This is a genomic window from Streptomyces sp. NPDC029014 (assembly GCF_055564695.1).
Genome location: NZ_JBVHVT010000099.1, coordinates 1 through 22,489, shown reverse-complemented (window position 1 = coordinate 22,489; position 22,489 = coordinate 1). Strand labels below are relative to the sequence as shown.

The 22,489-nt window shown below is 74.0% G+C and carries 21 protein-coding genes and 1 pseudogene; 10 read left to right on the top strand and 12 right to left on the bottom strand.

All coding sequences use genetic code 11. The annotated features are described in order from the left end of the window. The first annotated feature begins 137 nt into the window (after positions 1–137). The gene (locus ACZ4VL_RS35280) at positions 138–371 is read left to right on the top strand and encodes a hypothetical protein (protein ID WP_468208458.1); all 234 of its coding nucleotides are present in this window, start codon (positions 138–140) and stop codon (positions 369–371) included. Between the two features lie 92 nt (positions 372–463). Here ACZ4VL_RS35280 and ACZ4VL_RS35275 read toward each other — a convergent pair whose 3' ends face one another. The 4 genes from ACZ4VL_RS35275 to ACZ4VL_RS35260 form a co-directional block, all read right to left on the bottom strand. Next, the gene (locus tag ACZ4VL_RS35275) at positions 464–943 is read right to left on the bottom strand and encodes a DUF6099 family protein (protein ID WP_468208455.1); all 480 of its coding nucleotides are present in this window, start codon (positions 941–943) and stop codon (positions 464–466) included. Positions 944–1,066: 123 nt separating this feature from the next. Beyond that, positions 1,067–1,459, bottom strand: coding sequence for a nucleotide pyrophosphohydrolase (locus ACZ4VL_RS35270; protein ID WP_468208452.1), 393 nt, complete (start codon positions 1,457–1,459; stop codon positions 1,067–1,069). Continuing rightward, a complete protein-coding gene (locus tag ACZ4VL_RS35265) occupies positions 1,456–2,658 on the bottom strand; it encodes an AAA family ATPase (protein WP_468208449.1) in 1,203 nt (400 codons plus the stop codon). Before ACZ4VL_RS35265 ends, ACZ4VL_RS35270 begins: the two co-directional genes overlap by 4 nt. A 67-nt stretch (positions 2,659–2,725) precedes the next feature. Next, a complete protein-coding gene (locus tag ACZ4VL_RS35260; RefSeq protein WP_361089409.1) occupies positions 2,726–3,121 on the bottom strand; it encodes a cell division protein SepF in 396 nt (131 codons plus the stop codon). A 161-nt stretch (positions 3,122–3,282) separates the two neighbouring features. Between ACZ4VL_RS35260 and ACZ4VL_RS35255 the strand changes: the two genes are divergently transcribed. The 4 genes from ACZ4VL_RS35255 to meaB all read left to right on the top strand — a co-directional run bounded on the left by ACZ4VL_RS35255 (position 3,283) and on the right by meaB (position 9,209). Next, positions 3,283–3,966, top strand: coding sequence for a DUF2470 domain-containing protein (locus ACZ4VL_RS35255; protein ID WP_468208445.1), 684 nt, complete (start codon positions 3,283–3,285; stop codon positions 3,964–3,966). A gap of 158 nt (positions 3,967–4,124) precedes the next feature. After that, positions 4,125–5,993, top strand: a complete 1,869-nt coding sequence (locus tag ACZ4VL_RS35250; RefSeq protein ID WP_468208443.1) for a methylmalonyl-CoA mutase subunit beta — start codon at positions 4,125–4,127, stop codon at positions 5,991–5,993. Beyond that, positions 5,990–8,215, top strand: coding sequence for a methylmalonyl-CoA mutase (scpA, locus tag ACZ4VL_RS35245; RefSeq protein WP_468208440.1), 2,226 nt, complete (start codon positions 5,990–5,992; stop codon positions 8,213–8,215). The genes ACZ4VL_RS35250 and scpA overlap by 4 nt, the downstream gene beginning before the upstream one ends. Before the next feature lie 10 nt (positions 8,216–8,225). Continuing rightward, positions 8,226–9,209, top strand: a complete 984-nt coding sequence (gene meaB / locus ACZ4VL_RS35240; RefSeq protein WP_468208438.1) for a methylmalonyl Co-A mutase-associated GTPase MeaB — start codon at positions 8,226–8,228, stop codon at positions 9,207–9,209. Between the two features lie 28 nt (positions 9,210–9,237). Here the strand turns inward: meaB and ACZ4VL_RS35235 are convergent, their stop codons facing one another. Both ACZ4VL_RS35235 and ACZ4VL_RS35230 read right to left on the bottom strand, forming a co-directional pair. Continuing rightward, on the bottom strand, positions 9,238–12,588 hold the full coding sequence (locus tag ACZ4VL_RS35235) for an NACHT domain-containing protein (protein ID WP_468208435.1): 3,351 nt from the start codon (positions 12,586–12,588) through the stop codon (positions 9,238–9,240). 255 nt (positions 12,589–12,843) lie between these two features. Next, positions 12,844–13,845 (bottom strand): asparaginase, encoded by a 1,002-nt coding sequence (locus ACZ4VL_RS35230; RefSeq protein WP_468208433.1) that lies wholly within the window; start codon positions 13,843–13,845, stop codon positions 12,844–12,846. A gap of 131 nt (positions 13,846–13,976) precedes the next feature. Here ACZ4VL_RS35230 and ACZ4VL_RS35225 point away from each other — a divergent pair, with 131 nt between their 5' ends. Both ACZ4VL_RS35225 and ACZ4VL_RS35220 read left to right on the top strand, forming a co-directional pair. Further along, positions 13,977–14,426, top strand: coding sequence for an Lrp/AsnC family transcriptional regulator (locus ACZ4VL_RS35225; protein WP_360638911.1), 450 nt, complete (start codon positions 13,977–13,979; stop codon positions 14,424–14,426). Between the two features lie 116 nt (positions 14,427–14,542). Continuing rightward, on the top strand, positions 14,543–15,019 hold the full coding sequence (locus ACZ4VL_RS35220) for a hypothetical protein (RefSeq protein ID WP_468208430.1): 477 nt from the start codon (positions 14,543–14,545) through the stop codon (positions 15,017–15,019). A gap of 22 nt (positions 15,020–15,041) precedes the next feature. On the opposite strand, the gene ACZ4VL_RS35215 is transcribed toward ACZ4VL_RS35220, so the two are convergent. Both ACZ4VL_RS35215 and ACZ4VL_RS35210 read right to left on the bottom strand, forming a co-directional pair. Beyond that, on the bottom strand, positions 15,042–15,620 hold the full coding sequence (locus tag ACZ4VL_RS35215) for a hypothetical protein (RefSeq protein WP_468208427.1): 579 nt from the start codon (positions 15,618–15,620) through the stop codon (positions 15,042–15,044). A gap of 394 nt (positions 15,621–16,014) precedes the next feature. Then, positions 16,015–16,392, bottom strand: a pseudogene (locus tag ACZ4VL_RS35210) (4'-phosphopantetheinyl transferase family protein); the annotation flags it as partial. A gap of 434 nt (positions 16,393–16,826) precedes the next feature. Between ACZ4VL_RS35210 and ACZ4VL_RS35205 the strand changes: the two are divergent. Then, on the top strand, positions 16,827–17,189 hold the full coding sequence (locus tag ACZ4VL_RS35205; RefSeq protein WP_468208425.1) for a hypothetical protein: 363 nt from the start codon (positions 16,827–16,829) through the stop codon (positions 17,187–17,189). Between the two features lie 91 nt (positions 17,190–17,280). Here ACZ4VL_RS35205 and sbnB read toward each other — a convergent pair whose 3' ends face one another. Beyond that, a complete protein-coding gene (gene sbnB / locus ACZ4VL_RS35200) occupies positions 17,281–18,315 on the bottom strand; it encodes a 2,3-diaminopropionate biosynthesis protein SbnB (RefSeq protein ID WP_468208423.1) in 1,035 nt (344 codons plus the stop codon). A 484-nt stretch (positions 18,316–18,799) separates the two neighbouring features. Here sbnB and ACZ4VL_RS35195 point away from each other — a divergent pair, with 484 nt between their 5' ends. Further along, positions 18,800–19,321, top strand: a complete 522-nt coding sequence (locus ACZ4VL_RS35195; RefSeq protein ID WP_468208420.1) for a hypothetical protein — start codon at positions 18,800–18,802, stop codon at positions 19,319–19,321. 38 nt (positions 19,322–19,359) lie between these two features. Here the strand turns inward: ACZ4VL_RS35195 and ACZ4VL_RS35190 are convergent, their stop codons facing one another. Beyond that, a complete protein-coding gene (locus ACZ4VL_RS35190; RefSeq protein ID WP_468208417.1) occupies positions 19,360–20,277 on the bottom strand; it encodes a nitroreductase/quinone reductase family protein in 918 nt (305 codons plus the stop codon). A 542-nt stretch (positions 20,278–20,819) separates the two neighbouring features. Between ACZ4VL_RS35190 and ACZ4VL_RS35185 the strand changes: the two genes are divergently transcribed. Next, positions 20,820–21,671, top strand: a complete 852-nt coding sequence (locus ACZ4VL_RS35185; RefSeq protein WP_468208415.1) for an alpha/beta fold hydrolase — start codon at positions 20,820–20,822, stop codon at positions 21,669–21,671. A gap of 96 nt (positions 21,672–21,767) precedes the next feature. Here ACZ4VL_RS35185 and ACZ4VL_RS35180 read toward each other — a convergent pair whose 3' ends face one another. Both ACZ4VL_RS35180 and ACZ4VL_RS35175 read right to left on the bottom strand, forming a co-directional pair. Next, positions 21,768–22,124, bottom strand: coding sequence for a hypothetical protein (locus ACZ4VL_RS35180; RefSeq protein ID WP_468208412.1), 357 nt, complete (start codon positions 22,122–22,124; stop codon positions 21,768–21,770). A gap of 65 nt (positions 22,125–22,189) precedes the next feature. Next, the coding region (locus tag ACZ4VL_RS35175) for a heterodisulfide reductase-related iron-sulfur binding cluster (protein WP_468208409.1) at positions 22,190–22,489 on the bottom strand (300 nt) is incomplete at its 5' end.

The following is a 22,489-nucleotide window of genomic DNA, read 5'->3' as shown; positions in this document are numbered from 1 at the left end:
CGGGTCCGGCCAGTGACCGGCCCGGCCGGGGATCGTTGGCTCGGACGGAGCCGGACCGCCCGGCCCGCGCCGACGGCGCCCGCCGGTGCGCACACCGCCCCTTCCGCCCCGGAAGGGCCAGGGCCGAGGAGACCGCCATGTCCCACGAATCCGGGCACGACGACGCGCGCCGGGAGCCCGGCGGGGCCGCCGAAGAGGGCGCGCCGCAGGGCCTGCTGCAGCAGATGGAGGAGCTGATGGCGGCCCTGAACGCCGACCTGTCGCAGCTCGACGCCGAGCTGCAGTCCTCCGCGGACCGGGCCCCGGGCACGCCGTCCCCCGCGGCCCCGCAGACCGCGGAGGGCGACCGCCCCTCGTACCGCGCGTCCTGACCCGGGCGGCCGCTCCGGCGGACCGGCCCGGGCGGTCCCCGCCGCCGGGCCGCCCGGCCGCCGGGCCGCCCGGCCGCCGGGACGTTCCCCGGTCAGGCCGTGGCCGAGCCCGGCTCGCGGACCAGCAGCAGGCGCAGGATCGCCCGTACCCGGTCGCTCGACTCGTCGGCCGCGTCGATGGACTCTATGCACTGCCAGTACAGGCCCTCGTCGTCCGTCGCGCAGGCCACGCCGACCAGGGCTATCCCCACCTCGCCCAGCAGCTCCTGGAGTCCGAGCAGGGCCTGCCGGACATCGGCCACCCCGCTCAGCTGCGCCGCTCTCGGCGGGTGGTCGGGCACGCGGCCCTCACCGCGCAGGGCGGCTCTGTCGAACACCCCGCAGCCTCTGCCTCCCGCTTCCCCCAGCCCCCGCGCCTCCGATCTCAGCTCGCGCGGTCCGCTGACCGCGAGCCAGTTACCCATGCCCTGGGCCAGTGCCTGGGCCTGCCAGGCCTCGCCCACGATGTCCAGGGCCGCCCCGCTCCGCGCCAGCGCGTGCCGGCCGGCCGCGATGAGCCGTACCGCATCCATATGCCGTCCCCCGTCCGCACGACATCCGCCGTTCTCACCACTACCCAGAGTGAGGGCAATGAGCCAGTAAAGCCAGGGGTATTCGGAAATCTAAGGACACAAACATGGTTGTGAACAACGCCATCACTCCGAAGAGTGACGATTCGGTGTCGAGGTTCCCTCCACAGGGAAGCGGAGTTCGTTCCTCTCGATCTTCGCGGCGAGCGCATCCAGCACATCCACCCCGAGAACCTCGCAGAATTGCAGCAGATACGCGAGCACATCGGCCACCTCGTCGGTCACACGGTGTGCGGTTTCGGGCTTCTCCATGACCTTCGCCGACTGTTCCGGCGTCAGCCACTGGAAGATTTCGACCAGTTCCGCCGTCTCGACACTCAGCGCGACGGCCAGGTTCTTGGGGGTGTGGTACGGCTCCCAGCCGCGCGCGGCGGCGAAGTCGGCCAGCCGCCGCTGGAGTCGGTGCAGCCGCTCCTCGGGGCGGCCCTCGTCCGGCCGCCGTTCGTTCGTCTCGCTCATGACCCCAGGTCTACCACCGCGACCCCCGGGACCCGGCGGGCGGCCGCCGCGGTCTGCGGGCCCACCGCCGCGACGAGGCGGACGTGGCCGCGCGCGCAGGACAACAGGGCCAGCCGCAGCAGCTCGGCGCTCTGCCGCGGATCGAGGCAGTGGTCCAGGCCGTCGGCGAGGACGGTCAGCGCCTGCCGGGCGGAGAGCAGTTCGGCGGCCGGGTCCATGGCGAGCACCCCGGGCCCGGTGAGCAGGACCAGGGCCAGGGCGAGGAACCGGAGTTCGCCCGAGCCGAGCCGCCCCAGCTCGGTGGCGGGCCGCTCGGGCCCGCGTTCCAGCAGTGCGGACACGAGGCCGTCCGCGGCGGCCCGGACGCCGAGGCCCTCCACCGGCCCCGCGCACGCGGTCCGCGCCGCCCCGGTCAGCAGCGCGTGCCGGGTGCCGCACTCCAGCCGGGTCCGGCGCAGTACGTCGGCCAGGTTGGCGCAGTCCTCCAGCAGCCGCCCCTCGCCCTGGGGGACGGGGGCCCGCATCCGCTCGGGCTGCGGATCGCACGGGAACACCGAGCGCAGCGCCACCACGACCTGCTCGGCGGCGGCGAGGACCTGCCGCTGGCCGGCGGTGGCACCGGCGACCCGGAGCGGGAGAAGGGCGGTGCCGAGCCGGTCGTCGGGGAGCGGGGCACGGGTGAACCCGGTGCTGCCGCCGGTCAGCCAGGCGGCCTGGACGGTGCGCCGGCCCGGGTCGCGCAGTGCGGTGCCGAGCAGGATCCGGCCGCCGGCGGAGAGCCGCTCGCCGGCGATCCGCAGCTCGGGCTCGGCCTGCACGGCGAGGTCGAGGCGGACCGGGCCGAGGGGCCCGTCCACGGTGCAGCCGATGCGGAAGCCGCGCCGGCCCTGCCCGTCGGCGCGGGCCCGGTCGGGGATCCGGGACCGCGGGTCGGGGAAGGCCCGGTCCAGGGGGGCTCCGGAGCCGAGGCGGGCCAGCGCCTCCAGGGCGGCCAGGACCTGGGACTTGCCGCTGCCGCTCGGTCCGGCGAAGAGGACGACGGGGCCGAGCGGGAAGACGGCGGCGCGGTGCGCGCCGAAGGCGGAGAGCCGCAGTTCGGTGACGGCCGGCCGCTGGTGCGCTGCGGCGCCGGGCAGGTCCTCCGCCGCGGCCCGGGGGTGCGGCGGGGCCGCCCGGGCGGTGTCCGGGGTGGCGTCCATGCGCCGGACGGTACGGGCCGCCGGACCCCCTCCGGGTCCGGCGAACCGTTCCGTCGTGGTGACGTTCCTACGATCGGGGGACGGCCGCGGCCGCGATCCCCTCGACCTCGGTGCCGACGGGGGCCAGCAGGAAGACGTTCCGGTCGACGCGGTGCATCCCGCTGCCGAGACCGAAGACGACGCCGCTGCTGAAGTCCAGGATGCGCTTGGCGACTTCGGTGTCCGCGCCGGTGAGGTCGAGCAGCACCGGGATCTGCGCGATCAGGTACTCGGCCACTTCCCGGGCGTCGGCGAAGATCTGGACCCGGATCACGACGAAGCGGCGCTGCTCCGCCGCGGACGCCTTGGGGGTCGCGGGGATCGTGCGGTGGTCCACCCGGGAGGGCCACTCGTTGCGACTGCGCAGGGGGACCACCTGCGCGAGCCCCTCCCACTGTTCGTCCGTGACGTCGTACCTGCTCACCGGGCCGCCTCGACCGTGCGCTTCATGTGCATCCCCCCATCCTCTCGCCTTTCACCCGTTCAGCCCAACAACGACACGGAGTGGCGCGATCCGGGGTTCACCCCACCCCCGGCATGGGTTAGGTTAGGCATACCTAAGTGACCGGTGAGGGAGAGATGCGCATGTCCACCGACGCCGAGCGGGTCCGGTCGATCCTGGCCGCCGCCCATTCCATGACCGTGACCGTCGACGGGCTGGCCACCGAGGTCCGCCACCTCGACGGCACGGACCCCCTCGGCCGGCTCCACCTCCACCCCGCCGAGCCCGGCGGCCACGCCGAGCACCGGCCGGCCGTCCGGCTGGAGTTCACCGACGTCGCCCCCACCCCCGTACGGGACCGGGTGCGCGCCCGCGTCACCCTCCTGGGACGCCTCCTCACCCCGTACGCGGACGCGGACACCGCCCCCGACACCTCCACCTGCATGGAGTTCGACCGGGCCGTCCTCGAAACCGCCGACGGCCGTCGCGCCCACGTCGGCCTGCACGAGCTGGAGGCCGCCTCCCCCGACCCGCTCGCGACCTACGAGGCCGGCATGCTCACGCACCTCCTCGACGACCACGCCGAACTCGTCACCCTCCTGCTCCGCCTGGTCCGACCGGCGCCGACCGCCGCCCTCGTCCGCACGCTGCCGCTCGCCATGGACCGCTACGGCATCACCCTGCGCCTGGAGGAGGCCCGCGGCCACCGCGACGTCACCCTCCCCTTCCCCTCGCCGCTCGACGACGTGGAACAGTCCGGCGTCCAACTGCAGGCCCTGTTCAGCGCGGCCCGCCGCCGCTCCCACCGCAACACCCTCCCCGCCTGAGCGACGCGCCCGGGACGCGGACCCGTTTCCGGCCCGCAACCCGTACCCACCCCGGACCTTCCCTGCTCGTCCGTGCCCCCTCCCCCCTCACCTGAGAGGGGGAGATCACATCCGGTGGTTATGGTCCTCCTCTAGGTGACCCCCCTAGCATTCGGGCCATGACGGTCCTGCCTGACGACGGGCTCTCCCTGGCCGCCGAGTTCCCTGACGCGACACATGAGCAGTGGCAGCGCCTGGTTGAAGGCGTACTGCGCAAGTCCGGCAAGGACGTATCCGGCGAGGCCGCGGAAGACGCGTTGTCCACCAAGCTCGAGGACGGGCTCACCACCCGCCCGCTGTACACCGCGCCCGAAACGCCCGAGACGCCCGGCGACACCGGCTTCCCCGGATTCGCCCCCTTCGTGCGCGGCGGCAGCCCCGCCGGTACGTCCGCCTCCGGCTGGGACGTGCGGCAGCGGCACCTCGGTACCGACCCCGCCCGGGTCAACGAGGCCGTCCTCGCCGACCTGGAGAACGGCGTCACCTCCCTCTGGCTGAGCCTGGGCCGAAACGGCCTGCCCGTGGAGTCCCTGGGGCGGGCCCTGGACGGGGTGTACCTGGACCTGGCGCCCGTCTCCCTCGACGCCGGCGCCGCGTACGCCGCGGCCGCCCGCGCCCTGTTCGCCCTGTACGCCGAGCGCGGGGTGACTCCCGGGGCCGCCCGCGCCGTCCTGGGCGCCGACCCGCTGGGCCACGAGGCCCGTACCGGCGAGGAGTCCGACCTCGCCCCGGCCGTCGCCCTCGCCCAGGAGGCGGCCGCGCACTGGCCGGGCGTGCGCGCCCTGTCCGTGGACGTTCTGCCGTACCACGAGGCGGGCGGCTCGGCCGCCGAGGAGCTGGGCCTGTCGTTGGCCACCGGCGTCGCCTACCTGCGCGCCCTCGACGGCGCCGGACTCGGCGTCGAGGCCGCCCTCGGCCAGCTGGAGTTCCGCTACGCGGCGACCGCCGACCAGTTCCTGACCATCGCCAAGTTCCGGGCCGCGCGCCGGCTGTGGGCCCGCGTCGCCGAGGCCTGCGGGGCCCCACAGGCGGGCGCCCAGCGCCAGCACGCCGTGACCTCGCCGGTGATGATGACCCGCCGCGACCCGTGGGTGAACATGCTGCGCACCACCGTCGCCTGCATGGCGGCGGGCGTGGGCGGCGCGGACGCGGTCACCGTGCTCCCCTTCGACCACGAGCTGGGCCTGCCGGACGCGTTCGCGCGCCGCATCGCCCGCAACACCTCCTCGATCCTGCTGGAGGAGTCGCACCTGGCCCGCGTCATCGACCCGGCCGGCGGCTCTTACTACGTCGAGCGGCTCACCGACGAACTCGCCGACGCCGCCTGGGAGTTCTTCCAGACCGTCGAGAAGGCCGGCGGCCTGCCCGCCGCCCTGCGCTCGGGCCTGGTCGCCGACCGTCTGGCCGCGACCTGGGCGCAGCGCTCCGCGCGCCTGGCCAAGCGCCGCGAGCCCGTCACCGGCGTCAGCGAGTTCCCGCTGCTGACCGAGCAGCTGCCCGAGCGCGAGAACGCCCCCGAGGCCCCGTCCGGCGGGCTGCCCCGGGTCCGGCGCGACGAGGCGTACGAGGCGCTGCGCGCCCGCAGCGACGCCCACCTGGCGGCGACCGGCGCCCGGCCGCGGATCTTCCTCGCGGCGCTCGGCACCGCGGCCGCGCACACCGCGCGCGCCACGTTCGCCTCCAACCTGTTCCAGGCGGGCGGCATCCAGCCGGTCCACGACCCGGTGTCGGTGGACGCGGCGACGGCCGCCGCGGCGTACGCGGCGAGCGGCGCCGACGGCATGGCCGTACTGTGCTCCAGCGACGCGCTGTACGAGGAGCAGGCCGAGGCCGTGGCCGCGGCCCTGCGCTCGGCGGGCGCGACGACCGTCTTCCTCGCGGGCAGGCCCGGCACGGCGGCCGACGCCGTCGACGAGTACGTCTACGCCGGCTGCGACGCCGTCGCGGTGCTGTCCTCCGTTCTCGACCGGATGGGAGTGGCCCCGTGAGCGGCATCACGACCGGCAGCGGCATCCCCGACTTCTCCGACCTCCCGCTCCGCGGCACGGGCGGCGCCGCCCCGGCCTCCGAGGACCAGTGGCGCAGCGCCGTCAAGGAGTCCACCGGCACCGCCCCGGGCGACCTGGTGTGGGAGACGCCCGAGGGCATCGGCGTGCAGCCGCTGTACACCGGGCGGGACCTGGAGGGCGTGGACTTCCTCCGGACCTACCCGGGCATGGCCCCGTACCTGCGCGGCCCGTACCCGACCATGTACGTCAACCAGCCCTGGACGATCCGCCAGTACGCGGGCTTCTCCACGGCCGAGGAGTCGAACGCCTTCTACCGGCGCAACCTCGCGGCCGGCCAGAAGGGCCTGTCGGTGGCCTTCGACCTGCCGACGCACCGCGGTTACGACAGCGACCACCCGCGCGTGACGGGCGACGTCGGCATGGCGGGCGTGGCGATCGACTCGATCTACGACATGCGGCAGCTGTTCGACGGGATCCCGCTGGACCGGATGTCGGTGTCGATGACGATGAACGGCGCGGTGCTGCCCGTCCTCGCCCTCTACATCGTGGCGGCCGAGGAGCAGGGCGTCTCCCCCGACAAGCTCGCCGGGACCATCCAGAACGACATCCTCAAGGAGTTCATGGTCCGCAACACCTACATCTATCCGCCGAAGCCGTCGATGCGGATCATCTCGGACATCTTCTCGTTCACCTCGCAGAAGATGCCGCGGTACAACTCGATCTCGATCTCCGGATACCACATCCAGGAGGCCGGGGCGACGGCGGACCTGGAGCTGGCGTACACGCTCGCGGACGGTGTGGAGTACCTGCGGGCCGGCCGGGAGGCGGGCCTGGACGTGGACGCGTTCGCGCCGCGCCTGTCGTTCTTCTGGGCGATCGGCATGAACTTCTTCATGGAAGTCGCCAAGCTGCGCGCCGCCCGCCTGCTGTGGGCGAAGCTGGTCAAGCAGTTCGACCCGAAGAACTCCAAGTCGCTGTCCCTGCGCACCCATTCGCAGACCTCCGGCTGGTCGCTGACCGCGCAGGACGTCTTCAACAACGTGACGCGGACCTGCATCGAGGCGATGGCCGCGACCCAGGGGCACACCCAGTCGCTGCACACCAACGCCCTCGACGAGGCGCTCGCCCTGCCGACGGACTTCTCCGCGCGCATCGCCCGCAACACCCAGCTGCTGCTCCAGCAGGAGTCCGGGACCTGCCGGTCCATCGACCCGTGGGGCGGCAGCGCGTACGTCGAGAAGCTCACGTACGACCTGGCGCGCCGGGCCTGGCAGCACATCCAGGAGGTCGAGGCGGCCGGCGGCATGGCCCAGGCCATCGACGCCGGCATCCCGAAGCTGCGCGTGGAGGAGGCCGCGGCCCGCACCCAGGCGCGCATCGACTCCGGCCGGCAGCCGGTGATCGGCGTCAACAAGTACCGCGTCGAGAACGACGAGCAGATCGATGTCCTCAAGGTCGACAACTCGTCGGTGCGCGCGCAGCAGATCGACAAGCTGCGGCGGCTGCGCGAGGAGCGCGACGAGGCCCGCACCCAGGACGCGCTGCGCGCCCTGACCAACGCCGCCGAGCGGGGCGCCGGGCAGGGCCTGGAGGGCAACCTGCTCGCCCTGGCCGTCGACGCGGCCCGGGCCAAGGCCACCGTGGGCGAGATCTCGGACGCCCTGGAGAAGGTGTACGGACGGCACGCCAGCCAGATCCGTACGATCTCCGGTGTGTACCGCAGCGAAGCAGGGGAGTCCCCGAACGTGGAGCGCACCCGGGCCCTCGTCGACCGGTTCGAGGAGGCGGAAGGCCGTCGTCCGCGCGTGCTGGTCGCCAAGATGGGCCAGGACGGGCACGACCGCGGCCAGAAGGTGATCGCGACCGCCTTCGCCGACCTGGGCTTCGACGTCGACGTCGGCCCGCTGTTCCAGACCCCGGCGGAGGTGGCCCGCCAGGCCGTCGAGGCGGACGTCCACGTGGTGGGCGTGTCGTCGCTGGCGGCCGGCCACCTGACCCTCGTCCCGGCGCTGCGCGAGCAGCTCGCGGAGGAGGGGCGCGAGGACATCATGATCGTGGTGGGCGGTGTCATCCCGCCGGCCGACGTGCCGACCCTGCTGGAGATGGGCGCCGCGGCGGTCTTCCCGCCCGGCACGGTCATCCCGGACGCGGCCCACGACCTGGTGACGCGGCTCGCCGCGGATCTGGGCCACGAGCTGTAGGCGGCGGCCGGTGCCGAAGATCGACATCGAGGCCTACGCGAAGGGGGTGCTCGACGGCAGGCGCGCGTTCGTCGCACGCGCGATCACGCTCGTCGAGTCCACCCTGCCCGCGCACCGCGTGCTGGCGCAGACGCTGCTGACGCAGCTCCTGCCGCACGCGGGGCGGGCCCGGCGCATCGGCATCAGCGGCGTGCCGGGCGTCGGCAAGTCCACGTTCATCGACGCGTTCGGCACGATGCTGACGGGGCTGGGCCACCGGGTGGCCGTCCTCGCCGTGGACCCGTCCTCCACCCGTACGGGCGGGTCCATCCTCGGCGACAAGACGCGGATGGAACGGCTGTCGGTGGACCCGGCCGCGTTCGTCCGCCCCTCCCCCTCGGCCGGAACGCTCGGCGGGGTCGCCAAGGCCACCCGCGAATCGATGATCGTGATGGAGGCGGCGGGCTACGACGTCGTCCTCGTCGAGACCGTCGGGGTCGGCCAGTCGGAGACGACGGTGGCGGGCATGGTCGACTCCTTCCTCCTGCTGTCCCTGGCCCGTACGGGCGACCAGCTCCAGGGCATCAAGAAGGGCGTCCTCGAACTCGCCGACGTCCTGGCCGTGAACAAGGCCGACGGCCCGCACGAGCGGGACGCGCGGGCCGCCGCCCGCGAACTGTCCGGCGCGCTGCGGCTGATGCACCCCGCCGATGCGGCGTGGACGCCGCCGGTGCTGACGTGCAGCGCGCGGGAGTCCAGCGGGCTGGACGAGGTGTGGAACCGGCTCGAACAGCACCGGCGGCTGCTGGACGCCGGGGGGCGGCTGGCGGCGAAGCGGGCTGCGCAGCAGGTGGAGTGGACCTGGTCGATGGTCCGCGACGAACTCCTCCAGCGCCTGCACGCCGACCCGGCCGTACGGGAACTCGCCCCGGCTCTGGAGGCCCGCGTCAGGGAGGGCTCCCTGACCCCGACCCTGGCGGCGGACCGCATCCTGTCGGCGTTCGGGCCGGCCTGACCTTCCCCTCCTCCCGTCCGGTCCCCCCTCAGGCGGGACCGGACCGGGTGCCGGGCGGGTCGCAGTCCAGGTGCACGTGCGGCGGCAGGACATCGGCGCCGCGGACGAGGTCGGAGCCCATCTCCACACGGACCACCCGGAGGCCGGGCAGCACGGCGAGCGGGCCGACGTCGATCTCCCCTTTCGCACCGACGTCCCCGGCGAGGCGGACCTCCTCAAGGCCGGGGAAGGCCGCCGGCAGTCGCCGCACGACCGCCTGGAGCCCCTTTTCCCCCTTCCCTGCCGTCAGGACCAGCGTCACGACCCCGGCCAGCACCGCATCGGCCGGAAGGGCCCGGATCGAGGAGGCGGACACCCTGAGGTCGAAGAGGGGCAGGGGCACGAGCTCCTCCCAGTCCGCGGCCGAGGCCGGGCTGAACGCGTCGTTGGCCACCAGGCGCACGAGATCGCGCAGCACGCCCAGGCCCTTGAGCCCGTGCACGGGACCCACCCCGCCCGAGAACACCAGCTCGGTGAGCGGGGCGTCCGCCGGAAGGCCCTCCGCGGACCAGCGGAGGCCGGCGGGACCTCCGAGGTCGAGGGACCGCAGCTCCGGCAGTCCGGAAACCGGGGCCAGGTCCAGGTCCGGCCGGGGGTGCGTGATGCTCAGGCTCCGGATCGGCAGGCCGCTGATCGCGGACAGGTCGGTCAGCTCCCTGCAGTCGGCCAGGGCGAGGGACCGCAACGCCGACTGGCCGGCCAGGAAGCCCAGATCGGCCACGCCGGCCCGGACGAGCACGACGTGCGTGGGACGGCACCGGCCGAGGAACGCCCCCAGGGCTCCGGCGGACACGCCGCTCCTGACGTCCAGGCCGTCCGGCCGCAGACCGAGGCGCTCCGTGTGGTGGAGCTGCTCGTCGGACCTGACGGTGTGGAGCAGACCGGTGGGATCGAGGTGGGCGATGACCTCGTCGGCGTAGGCTGCGCTGTCGAACCGCGACCAGGCCCACATGAGTTGGGAGCGGACCGGCTGGAACGGGTGGCCGGCGAACCGGGCGAGGAAGGGGACGGCGGCTTCCGACTTCACGTGCGAGGCCGCGATCACCACGTGGTACGCCTCCGCGTCGCCGAGCCCGTCGGGGCCGGGGAGCAGGTCCAGGATCAGCGGGCCGACCTCGGCCAGGGCGCGGGCCTGCTCCTGGTCCGACGGCGGGACGAGCGCGTCGATGCGCCGCTCCACCTCCGCACGCACCTCGGGCGCGAGCGTGGTGGCGTGCTCCAGGCAGGCTGCGGCGAGCAGGTGGATCCGGGACCGGGTGCGCCGGTCGGCGGACCGGTCCCCCCGGTCGAGCAGGTCGCGGAAGACGGTGGCGCGTTCACCGGGCCGGGCGAGCGCCACCGCCATCCGGATCACGTCCTCCCACTGGTCGTCGTCGGCGTGGTCGGTGAGCAGTCCGAAGTCGCCCTCCTCGACGGCCGCTCGCGCACCGAGGAAGTCCTGGAAGGTGCGGTGGACGAAGTGCACGGTGTCGGGGGCCGGTTCGCGCAGGAGGCCGCTGCGCTGGAGGAAGTGGTCGAAGACCGCGGGCGCCCCGCCCAGGGCCGCCGCTTCCGGAACGGAGGGGAGGGCCCGGGCGATGACGGCCTCCGCCTGGGAGCGGTCCATCTCCGTCCGGCCGTTCCTGATGAGCCAGTAGGCGAGGCGCTGGAGCAGTTCGAGCTGCGGTTCCTCCCTGAGGTCGGGCCCGTGCACGTCGCGCTCGCGGTCGCGGCGGGTGACCAGCATGGAGAGCGCGGCCTCGTACAGGTCCTTGCGGCCGTGCGGAAGGTAGCCGCGGCGGTCCCGGTGCAGGGCGCAGAGCAGCCCGCACATCAAGGGATTGGTGGCCAGGCGGCCCAGGTCCGGCTTGGCGCGTACGGCGGCGAGCAGCTGGGTCTCGTACCCGTCGAGGACCACGGTGTCCTCGACGCCTTCGCGGGCCGCGTCGTGCCACCGCCTGATGAAGGTGGTGACGTCGGCGGGCGTCATGGCCGAGAGGGTCAGCTCGGTGAAGCCGTCCTCGGCGAGCCAGTCCACTCCCACGGCCGAGGGGCGGGAGGTGACGAGCCAGCGGTTGTCGCCGTCGTACGCGTCCATGAGGTCCCGCAGCCAGCGGCGGGTCCGTTCCCGCTCCCGCTCGGGGACCTCGTCGATGCCGTCGACGAGGACCAGTGCCCGTCCGGCGGCCAGGACGCGGTGGGCCCAGCCGTCGGGCTGCGTCGCCCCGAGCGGGCAGTCCGCGGCGGTCAGGAAGCCCTGGGGGCCGGGGAGGCGCTCGCCGTGGCGGGTCAGGGTCCGCAGCGGCAGGACGAACGGGACGCGGTCCTCCAGGTGGGCGAGCTGCGGGTCGGGTTCCTGGCGGGCGGCGGTGACGGCGAGCCACTGCACGAGGGTGGTCTTGCCGGATCCGGCCTCGCCGCGCAGCAGGACGCGGTGGTGGCGGGCCAGGGCCCGGTCGGCCGGCTGCGGGGCGAGGCCGGCGCGGAGCGCCCAGGAGGCCGACAGGGCCGTCTCCGCCTCCACCTCCGTCTGCGTCTGCGTCTGCGTCTGCGTCTGCGTCCCCGGTGCGGGGGGCGGCTCGGCCGACGGCCCGTCGCAGAGCTGCCGCAGGCCGCTCCGCATGCCCTTCCAGTCGGACGGGTCGCGCACCGTCGAGGTCGCCTCGAGGCTCAGGTAGGCCGTGCCGAGCGGCCACCGGGTCGGCGAGTTGCCGAGGTCGATGCCGTAGATCGTCAGCTTGCCGTGCCTCCTGGCCAGGTACGGCAGGTACTGCAGCTCGAACGCCGCGTCCTCGGCGCCCGGGAGCGGGTCACGGCGGATCAGCTCGTCGACCTTGGCGGTCAGTTCCGCGATGCCGCGCGTCTGCTGGACCAGCGCGCCCGCGACGAACGTGGAGCGCTGCGTGAAGAAGTGCAGGACGTGCAGGCACGCGGCGTCGAGCAGGCGCTCGTAGAAGTGGGTGGCGTCGGCGCTGAGGTGCCTTTCGGGCCGGCCGGCCGCGCGGCGCAGCTCCCTGGCGAAGTCCGCGGCGCCCAGCCGTACCGCGTCCAGGTCGGTCAGGGTCAGGTCGCCGAGGGCGTGGAGGGTGGTGGCGAGGGCGTCGGCGACCGCCTGCTGCTCGTCGGCGGCGACGGGCCGCTCGCCGCCCGTGCGCAGGGCCTGGCGGACCAGTTTCGCGGCCAGGGTGCGCAGGTCGGATTCGGTGAGCGAGCGCCTCTCGCCCGTGAAGGACACGTACCCTGAGATCCGGATCGGCTTGTCGACGAGCCCCGCCCCGCCGCCCTCCGCCACGAACAGCCTCTTGACGAGCGGGCCGATGGCCGCCGAGGCCAGTCGGGTGCCGATGATCCCGGGCTCCATGCATCCCCCTGCAGCGGTAGGGCCGTTGCAGACGATCCTAGGCGGCCCGGATCCGGCCCGGCCGGACTCCGCCGCCCGCCGCCGCATCGGCCCGCGGCCGGGGCTCCGGGCAGCTCCGTGCCCCGCCGCACCGTGCGCCTAGGAGTGTCCTGAAGATCTTGAAATCGCGCCCGACTTGCGCCGCTTTAGGACGATCGACATTTGCTGGCAATCCAGGGTGAGCCGGGCGGTCAGAGCAAGATCTTCAGCGGACTCCTAGGCGTCGACGAGGACCGGGCCCGACGGGGAGAGGGCTTCGCGGAGGATGCGGGTGCGGGACGCCGGGTCCCCGGAGGCGAGGAGCGCCGAGAGGACCGCGATGCGGGCCTGGCCGGCGCGCAGCGTGCCCGTCGGGACGGCGCCCGCGGCGACCAGGTCGACCGCTCCGCCGTGGGTGTAGATCTCGGTGACCGGGCCGGCCGCGACGCGCGTGGTCAGGGCGACGAGGATGCCGCGCGCGACGGCGGCCTCGACGGCCTCCACGATCTCCGGGGTGGCGTTGCCCGCGCCCGTGCCGATGAGGACGATGCCCCGCGCCCCGGCCGCGACGGCGGCGTCGAAGAGCGCCCGGTCGCCGTCCGCGTGGTGCATCACCATGTCCACCCGCGGGGGCAGCTCGGGCATGGCGGGCAGCGGCAGCACCTGCGGCCGTACGGGCTCGCGCAGCACGGTGACCTTGCCGAAACCGATCTTCCCGAGCAGGGCGCGCGAGGGGTCGGCGAAGGCGTCCAGTGCGACCGCCTGGGTCTTGACCGTGCCGCGGGCGGCGTGCACGCGGCCGGCGAAGCAGACGAGGACGCCCAGGCCGCGGGTCGTGGCGGCGGTGAGCAGGGCGTCGTAGAGGTTGCCGGGGCCGTCGCCCTCCGCGGTGCCCATCGGCAGCTGGGCGCCGGTGAAGACGACGCTGCGCGGGTCGTGGTGGTGCAGGTCGACGAGGAAGGCCGACTCTTCGAGGGTGTCGGTGCCGTGGGTGACGACGATGCCGTCGACGCCGGGGTCGGCGAGGACCTCGTGCACGGTGCGCAGCAGCGTCAGCTGGTGGGCGGTGGTCAGCCGGGGGCTGTTCACGCTGAACAGGTCCACGACCTCGACGGTGACGTCCTCGGGCAGCGGCGCGGTGGCCATGACCTCGCGTCCGTCGGCGTCCGCGGCGAAGCCGGAGCCCTGCCAGCGGCTGGCTATCGTGCCGCCGGTGCTGATGACGACGATCCGCCCCATGGCCGCCCTTCCTCACATACGGGTGACATCTCGTACAGATGTGCTGTAGAGAGCAATGATAGGGACTCCGGTCCGCAATTCGATTGCCGGTTTTGCCCGTTCCATGACACCGCTCGGGTGATAATTGCGCGATGGATGCGATCGACCGCGAAATCTTGCGCGAGCTCCAGGCCGACGGCCGGCTCAGCAACCAGGAGCTGGCCCAGCGCGTGGGCCTGACCCCCTCCCCCTGCATGCGCCGCGTGCGCCAGCTGGAGCAGGACGGCGTGATCCGCGGCTACCGGGCCGTGATCGATCCGGAAGCGGTCGGCCGGGGCTTCGAGGTGCTGGTCTCGGTGGAGGTGCGCCGGGACCGCGAGGCCGTGGAGGCCTTCGAGGCGGCCCTGCAGGACATCCCCGACGTCATCGAGGCGTACCGGCTGTTCGGCAGCCCGGGCTGCCTGCTGCGCATCGCGGTCGCGGACCTGCGCGCGTACGAGCGCCTGTGGATCGAGAAGCTGACCGCGCTGTCCGGGGTCACCGAGGTCAACTCGCAGATCATCATGAAGCGGATCAAGGGACCCACCGGTCTGCCCGTCTGACCCCCGGAGCGCCGCTCCCGCCCGATGGGGCCCGTCGACGACGACGAGACGCTGGAACTGCTGGCGTCGCTCGCCGCCGGGACCGGCTGGAGGCCGAGCCGGACGCCGCCGACGACGTGGTGGCGCACCGCGCCGGGCTGCCGCTGGCGCCGACGGTGGCCGGGGCCCGGCTCGCCACCCGGGCGCACTGGCCGGTGTCCCGGCTGGCGGCCCGGCTCGCCGCCCTGGACACCCGGCTGGTTGAGCCGGCTTTCGGTGACGTGCGCGTGCGGGAGGCCCTCGTGGACTCGGTGCGCCGGCTCAGCGGGCCGGAGCTGGCCGCGCTGACGGGGCTCGCCGACGGGAACGGCGAGCCGTTCCCCGCGCAGTACGCGACCCTCGTCCTCGGCACCGCGCAGGAGGACGCCGAGGCGGCGCTGGACGCCCTGGTGGACCGCGCCCTGCTGGGGCTGTCCGGGCTGGACGCCCAGGGCCGGCCGCTGTACCGCTCTCACGACCTGGTCAGGCTGCGGGCCGCCACGCTGACGACCCGTGAGCTGGGCGCCGGCCGGGTCCTGCCGGCCCTGCCGGTCCTGCCGTCGGCGGTGCGGTGACCGGCCGGCCCAGCGGCGTCGCTCACCAGGAGCCGTGCGAGCGGGAGAACGCCGAGCCCGGCGGCCGCAGGGCGGGCTCGATGGTCTCCCGGACGATGGTCCACACGTCACCGACGACCCGCTCGCGCGGCGGCCGCGGGGACCGGGACAGCGCGTCCGCGGTGATCGCCCAGGCCGACGCGACGGCGGCCGTCGCCCGTACCTCGGCGGACGGCTTGGCGGCCTTCGCCCGGGCCCGGCCCACGTTGATGCGGAAGGCCAGTTCGGCGGCCTCGCGCTGCTGGACCCCGCGGATGACGCGGTCCACGGGCAGCGCGAACACGGCCGGCGAGAGCGGGTGGGCGTACACCTGCCGGACCCAGGTGGAGAAGCGCAGCCGCTCCCGCTCCTCCCAGCCGCCGCGGGCCGCCGGACCGGGGTCGTCGCGCTCGACGGCCTCGGCGATCCGGGCGAAGTACGCGGTGAGGTCCTCGGGGGTCAGGCCGAACAGCCGGGCGGGCGAACCGGACGCGCCGGGCGCGGGGTCGGGGGCTGTTTGCGCCGCGGGGGCGGCCCGGTCGGCGGTCAACTGTTCCACGGGGAAGTAGGACTCGATCGTCATGGCGGGACGGCCTTTCACTGGGTCGGGGTGCGGGCGGGAAGTGCGTACGGCTGCGAGCGGGTGGGATGCGCGGGCCTACGGGCTCGGGCCCGAGGGCTGTGGGCGGGCGGGGCCGGCGCCGTCGCCGGCGGGTCAGGGGGTCGGGTGGCGGTGCACCGGGCCGTGCGCGGCGGGGCCGGCCGGCCTGGCCAGGGCGACCGCGACGCCCTCGGCGAGGACCAGGTCCTCCACGGTCCAGGCGGTGGTCCGGCCGCGGTGGGTGGGGAGGACCCGTACCGGGCCGGGGCGGGGCGGGGCGGGCCGGACGGGTTTGCAGCAGCCCCGGTTCGGAGCCGGACAGACCGAGGCCGGTCGCCGCCTTGACCACCGCCTCCTTGCGGGTCCAGATGCGGTGGGAGGCCGCGTCCCGTTCCGGACCGGCCGGCAGGCCGGCGAGGTGGCGCCGCTCGGCGGGGGTCAGGTCCGGGCCGGTCGCGGCCGCCGCGCGCACCGGCCCCAGTTCCTCGGCGTCGACGCCTGTCGCGGAGCCGGCGTCCCCGCAGCCGGGGCACGCGCGCCGGCCCAGGGCGAGCACCACGGGTTCGAGGCCGAACAGGCCGGCCGGGGCCCGGCGGGCGCCGGCGCGGGAGCGGACGAAGGCGGCGGCGTCCCGTGCGGCGGGCCGGGACAGTGCGCGCCGGAACTGCGCGGTGTCCAGCAGCGGCAGGTCGGCCGGGGCGGTGTGCTCCGGCGGGCGCCAGCACCAGACGCGCGCCTCGCCCCGGGCGGCCATCGCGCCGGCCACGGACATCGCCGGGCCGGTGGTGCCTTCCTCGCGTAATGCCATGGGATCCCCCCCTCTCTCTCCCCCGGCGGACGTGTGTCGGACGTACGGCCCGCACGTCCTCGGCGGGACGATCCGGAGACGAAGCCGCCCCATGAGAATGGTGGGGGCAACTATCGTTCCGCTATACCTGTCGACGGGGCCCCGAAGGCCCTTTCTCCCATAGGTCCGGGACGCCTCCGCGCTGCTGCCGCGCCCGGTGCTCACCCTGTTGCGCCGGTTCCGGCACGACGCCGAACGTGCCCGGCTCCGTGGAACGCGTGCCGACTACGTGGGCCTGCCCCGTGTCCGCGAGGACGCGACGGGCGAGGGGAAACTGTGCACCTCCCCGATACGCGCCCCGGTTCCTCACCGAGCCGCCGTCGTTCGCCGTCCTGGACTCGGTGACGCCGGCCCACCCGGTGCTGGTCGGCGACCTGGCCGACCCCGGCGTCCTGGTGGACTTCGCGGCGACGCACCCGCTGGACGACGAGGCCGCGGCCGCCCTGGACGAGCTGCGCGAGGCGTTCGTCCGGACGATGTCCGCGGCGGCGTTGCGCGTCGGCGACCTCGCGGTGGTCGACAACCGGCTGGCTGCGCCGGGTGTACGCGCACCTGGACCACCGGCGCAGCCGGGTGGACCGCAAGGACGGCGGCGCCGTCCTCGCCTGACCGCCCGCTGCGGCGGCCGCACGCGCGGAGGGCCGGCCCCCACCGGGGGCCGGCCCTGCGGCCGTTGCGGGCTGGCTACTGGCGCGAGCCGATGACGTCGGCGGGGGCGGCCGGACACGGCCACCCGGCCCGGGACCACCGTGGCCAGCACCGCGAAAGGCGATCAGCGCCCGTGCCGGTGAGGGGTCAGCCGTAGCGGCGCATGTCGTGGAAGAAGTCCTCGACGATGGGCAGCCGGCCCTGGGCGCGGAGGGTGTCGTAGACGTGCCGGCCGACGGCGAGGTCGAGGACGCCCAGGCCGAACGGGGAGAAGAACACCGGCCGGTCCGTGGGGACGGTGAGGCTGCCGTCGAGGACGTCGTACAGGGTCCCGTCGAGGAAGTCGCGGCCGCCGGTGAGCTGCTCGGCGAGGTGGGGGGAGGTGTCGGCCTTGAGGCAGTGCTCGATGTCGTCGACGACGTTGAAGCCGGTGAGGATCACCTCCGGCGACAGGTCGCGCAGGGAGACGTGGAGGACCAGCGGGTTGTGGGTGAACCAGCCGGGGTCGGTGACGTGCGGGGTGGCCGCGACGGTCGCGAAGACGACGAGGTCGCTGGAGCGGATCAGCTTCTCGGCGCTGTCGTGGACGGTGACCGGGGCCGGCTCGCCCGTCCGGTCCAGGTAGCCGGCGAAGCCCGCGGCGTGCTCGGCGGACAGGTCGTGCACGCCGATCCCGTCGAACTCCCAGCCGGTGCCGGCCAGGTACTGGTGGATGTAGCGGGCGATCAGGCCGACGCCGATGAAGCCGATCCGGCGGGGGCGGCGGCCGGCCGGGCTGAGCCGGTCGGCGGCGAGCGCGGCGGAGGCGGCGGTGCGGGCCGCGCTGATGATCGAGGACTCCAGGCAGGCGAGCGGATATCCGGTCGCGGGGTCGTTGAGGATCAGCACCGCGGAGGCACGCGGGATTCCGGCGGCCACATTGTCCGGGAAGCTGGAAATCCACTTCAGTCCGTCGACGGGGGCCGCTCCCCCGAGGGAAGCGGGCAGCGCGATGATGCGCGCTCTCGGCCGGTCGGGGAAGCGCAGGAAATAGGAGGGCGGATTGACGGTGTCGCCCTCTCCGTGCACCCGGTACGCGGATTCGATCAATCCCACCACTTCGGGCGCACGGCCGTCGAGGACTTCGTGCACCTGGGCGCCGGGGATCACGGCGAAGGAAGGCGCGCCGACCGTACGTGACATCGCGGACTCCACAACTCGGCAGTTTTCTCGTCTGCGATGACGCTAGGGGAGGGCCTTGTCGACGCGTTATCGATCGGCTGCGCGCCGCGCCGGGAACCCGCCGGATGACACAATCCCGACTCCGGCCGAGGCCCAGCAGCGCGTAGGACAGGCCGAGCAGGTCGGACTTGTCGACGTGGCACCGCAGCCCCCTCCACACCCCCTCAGATGCGTTCCGTTTACCGGCTGCTGCGCGAACCGCCCGTCCCCGTAGGAGCCTTGGTGCAACCGACCGCCAAGCCGACCCGAGCTCCCGGGGAACGATCACATCTCGGGTTCCGGTACGACATTGACCCGGGCAGATTTTTAGGTAAGCCTTACCTCGCTTCCCTCGGGGTCTGTGCGGGCCCCGCCCTCGCACCCACCCCTCCCCGGAGCCCCTGTCATGCTGTCGTCGGTCGCCTCTCCCCCAGCCCCGGCCCCCCAGGTCCTCCCGTCCCGTCCCGTGCGCCTGTACGACTCCTGGTGGACGGTGGCGGCGGGCGCGCTGGGCGCCGTGGTCGTGCTGGCCGCGACCCTGTGGTGCTCGGCCCACGTCCACACGGACCCGGCACTGCACTCCGCCGCGCTCTTCGCGCACCTCGCCTCGCTCGTCCTCGGCTTCGGCGCCGTGCTGTCCGCGGACTACCACGGCCTGCTCTGGGCGACCCGGCGCTGCTCCTTCGAGGAGGCCGTCGGCGCCACGGCGCGGCTGCACGTCCCGATCTGGGCCGGCCTGGCCGGGCTCGTCCTGAGCGGCATGATGCTCCGGCCCGACCTCGGCTCCCCGCTGACCCTGGCCAAGCTGGGCCTCGTCCTCGTCCTCACCCTCAACGGCCTCCAGGCCGGACTGCTCGGCCGGCGCCTGGAGGCCGCGGGCGGCACGGTCCGCCGCCGCGCACTGGTGTGGGGCGGAGTGACCGCGGTCGTCTCCCAGGTGTGCTGGTGGGGAGCCGTCGTGATCGGCTTCCTCAACAGCAACGGCTGACCGGCCCGCAGCCGGGTCGGCTGCGGGCCGGCTGCGGGTCAGGCGGCCGGCGGGCCGGGCGGGAACGGGATCCCGGCGAGCAGCGGCAGCAGTGCCTCCTCCTCGTGGTCGAGGTGCGCGTTCAGCTCCTGCGCCATCCGGGCCAGTTCCCGGCGGAAGCGCTCCGGGTCCGCGCCGGCGATGTCCGCGAGCAGGCCGCCGATCCCCTGCTGCAGCCGCGCGACCGTGACGTGTTCGGCCCGCAGCCGCGCGAAGACGTCCGCCAGGTGCGGGTTGGCGGCCTCCACCGCCGGGAACAGGTGGGACTCCTCCCCGACGTGGTGGAACTCCAGCGCCTGGCAGAACGCCAGGCAGTGCTGGCGGATCTGCAGCCCCAGGCCGGGAGCCGGCGGGGCGGCCCCGCCCCCGTTCCCGCGGGCGGGCAGGGCCGCGAAGTACGCCTCCACCTCGGCGCCGACGTGCCGCAGCTGCCCGCGCAGCCACACGTGCACCTCGAGGAGCTTGTCCGCGAGGCTGCGCACCGCGGCCGGGCCCTCGCCGGGTGCGGGGTCGTTGCGCTCCAGCACCACCACGGGCAGGATCCGCGGGGTGTTCTCCTGGTACGCGCCGTAGCCGGGCTCCACGCCCACCACGTGCGCGAACAGGCGGTCCCGGCGCTCGCCCTCGGCCGGCACGGCGACCGCCTCGAAGCTCTCGGCGCCGACCTCCACCCGGACCAGCGGGTGCGCCATGAGGTTGTGGTACCAGTCCGGGTGCCGGGGGCCGCCCATGTTCGATCCGATGACCAGCAGCCGGCCCTCATGGGGCACGTAGCCGAGCGGAACGGTCCGCTGCTCGCCCGACCGGGCGCCGGTGGTGGTGAGCAGCAACAGGTTGCCGCCCTCGAAGTAGCCGCCGACTTTCCCCTCGTTGGCGCGGAACTCGTCGATGACGGACTGGTTGAAGTGCGAGGACATACGGGCTGGGTCTCCCTTGATGGCGGGCGGGCATGCAGGCGTGCGCACGACGGTGCGGAAGGGGAAGGAAGGACGCTTGCGCGCGCGGCCCGGCCCGGCCCGGCCCGGCCCGTACGACGGGACGGCGGGACGGTGGGAACAGCCCGGAGGAAGCCGGGGAGGGCGCGCGGAAGCGCCCGGATCAGGCAGTGCCTGTGGAGAGAGAACGCATGGGAAGGCTCCCGGCGTGACAGGTGGTCGCCCGATCGCCGGCCGGCCCAGTTCTCTTTGGCCGGCGCCACGCGCCACGCCGCCCATTAGAACGACCGCCTCAAGATCTTGTCAACGCGACACACCCGGCCTCCCGCCCCGGCACCGCCCGGGGGGCAGTGATCCTTCCTGGCCTGGTTGTTGCTGGCGGAAACGAGTCCGAGGTGCTTCGCTTGCCCCGACTCATCCGCCCGGCGGCCAACCGTGCCGCCCGACTGGGCTTCTGGCGCTGCGTCGGGGAAGCGGCCATCCCTTCGCGACCGCCCGACCCGTACGGCTTCCAGGAGGTGTGAATGGCTGAGGTGGACCTTTCGGCCGGCACGGTGGAGTACCAGGACACCGGCGGCGAGGGGCCGGTCGTGGTCCTGCTGCACGGTGTCGCGATGGACGGCTCGCTGTGGCGGAACGTGGTGGCGTCGCTGCGTTCACAGTTCCGCTGCGTGGTACCGACGTTGCCGCTGGGTGGGCACCGCCGGCCGATGAGACCGGACGCGGACCTGTCGATCGTGGGCGTGGCCCGGCTCGTCGCGGAGTTCCTCGACCGGCTCGACCTGCGGGACGTCACGCTGGTGATGAACGACTGGGGCGGTGCGCAGGCCCTGGTCGCCGAAGGCAGGGACGAGCGGATCGGGCGCCTGGTCATCACCTCGTGCGAGGCCTTCGACAATTTCCCGCCGGGCGTGCCCGGGAGGAACCTCTTCACCTCGGCGAGGCTGCCGGGCGGCATCAACTTCGCCTTCAGGCTGCTGAAGTGGAAGCCGATGCGTCGACTGCCCATGACCTGGGGCTGGATGAGCAAGCGGCCGGTCCCGCACGAGGTGATGGAAGCCTGGTTCGAACCGCTGTGGTCCTCCGAGGAGATCCGCCGCGACCTGCGCAAGTACGTGCTCGGCGTGCCACCCAGGAGCGAACTGCTCGGCTGGGCCGAGAAATTGCGCGGCTTCGACCGGCCCGCGCTCGTGGTGTGGGCCGCCGAGGACAGGGTGATGCCGCCCGAGCACGGGCGCAGACTCGCCGGGCTGCTGCCCAAGGGCCAGCTCGTCGAGATCGAGGACAGCTACACCCTCGTTCCCGAGGACCAGCCGGAGCGGCTCAGCGCGTGCATCCGGTCCTTCCTGCTGACGGGCCGGGCCGGCTCCTCGTAGAGGATGACGCCGGACGCGGACGCCCAGCGGGCCTTGGCCGGGGCCGGCGGCGTCGGGCCGTCACGCGGCCCTCACGGGGGGCGGGTCCGCCACCCCTCACTCCACGGGCCACGGGCCGCGGCCGCGCGTCTCGACGTCGTCCGCGGTCGCCTCCACCAGTTGCTTCAGCCGCTCTCGGGCGCTGCGCGCGACGGTCCTGTCCAGCACCACTCCGAACTCGTTGCGGGCGGTGGCCACGGTCCCCCAGATACGGCGGTCGATGGTCGACGGCGCCGCCCGGGTGCCCTCCTTCCAGCCCGGCTGCACCCACAGCCACTCGACGAACCGGACCAGGGCGCCGGACGTCACGGACAGTTGGGGCAGGTCGGTCTCGGTGCAGAACCTCGACCAGACGGTCCAGTCCTGCGCGTAGCCGCTGCGGGTCCGCTCCGACCGTTCGGTGGCGCGGGGCATCCTCTCCTCTTCCCCCTCCACGGGCTACGCCCGGTGGGTCCACCGGGCGTAGCTCCGACTGCTGCCTACTGCACCGGCTCCGGCTCGGGTGCGCTCTCCTGCTCTCCCGCACCGGCAGGGTCGGCCGGGGCCTTGACGGATTCCAGGAGGAGCTGGGCGACGTCGACGACCTGGACGGATTCCTTGGCCTTGCCTTCGTTCTTCTTGCCGTTGACGGAGTCGGTGAGCATGACGAGGCAGAAGGGGCAGGCGGTGGAGACGATGTCCGGATTGAGGGACAGGGCCTCGTCGACGCGCTCGTTGTTGATGCGCTTGCCGATCCGCTCCTCCATCCACATCCGCGCGCCACCGGCGCCACAGCAGAA

What these genes read in the sequence shown, in the direction of transcription:
- ACZ4VL_RS35280 (WP_468208458.1), top strand. Translation starts at nt 138, where the DNA reads ATGTCCCACGAATCCGGGCACGACGACGCGCGCCGGGAGCCCGGCGGG.
- ACZ4VL_RS35275 (WP_468208455.1), bottom strand. Translation starts at nt 943, where the DNA reads ATGGATGCGGTACGGCTCATCGCGGCCGGCCGGCACGCGCTGGCGCGG.
- ACZ4VL_RS35270 (WP_468208452.1), bottom strand. Translation starts at nt 1,459, where the DNA reads ATGAGCGAGACGAACGAACGGCGGCCGGACGAGGGCCGCCCCGAGGAG.
- ACZ4VL_RS35265 (WP_468208449.1), bottom strand. Translation starts at nt 2,658, where the DNA reads ATGGACGCCACCCCGGACACCGCCCGGGCGGCCCCGCCGCACCCCCGG.
- ACZ4VL_RS35255 (WP_468208445.1), top strand. Translation starts at nt 3,283, where the DNA reads ATGTCCACCGACGCCGAGCGGGTCCGGTCGATCCTGGCCGCCGCCCAT.
- ACZ4VL_RS35250 (WP_468208443.1), top strand. Translation starts at nt 4,125, where the DNA reads ATGACGGTCCTGCCTGACGACGGGCTCTCCCTGGCCGCCGAGTTCCCT.
- ACZ4VL_RS35235 (WP_468208435.1), bottom strand. Translation starts at nt 12,588, where the DNA reads ATGGAGCCCGGGATCATCGGCACCCGACTGGCCTCGGCGGCCATCGGC.
- ACZ4VL_RS35230 (WP_468208433.1), bottom strand. Translation starts at nt 13,845, where the DNA reads ATGGGGCGGATCGTCGTCATCAGCACCGGCGGCACGATAGCCAGCCGC.
- ACZ4VL_RS35225 (WP_360638911.1), top strand. Translation starts at nt 13,977, where the DNA reads ATGGATGCGATCGACCGCGAAATCTTGCGCGAGCTCCAGGCCGACGGC.
- ACZ4VL_RS35215 (WP_468208427.1), bottom strand. Translation starts at nt 15,620, where the DNA reads ATGACGATCGAGTCCTACTTCCCCGTGGAACAGTTGACCGCCGACCGG.
- sbnB (WP_468208423.1), bottom strand. Translation starts at nt 18,315, where the DNA reads ATGTCACGTACGGTCGGCGCGCCTTCCTTCGCCGTGATCCCCGGCGCC.
- ACZ4VL_RS35190 (WP_468208417.1), bottom strand. Translation starts at nt 20,277, where the DNA reads ATGTCCTCGCACTTCAACCAGTCCGTCATCGACGAGTTCCGCGCCAAC.
- ACZ4VL_RS35185 (WP_468208415.1), top strand. Translation starts at nt 20,820, where the DNA reads ATGGCTGAGGTGGACCTTTCGGCCGGCACGGTGGAGTACCAGGACACC.
- ACZ4VL_RS35180 (WP_468208412.1), bottom strand. Translation starts at nt 22,124, where the DNA reads ATGCCCCGCGCCACCGAACGGTCGGAGCGGACCCGCAGCGGCTACGCG.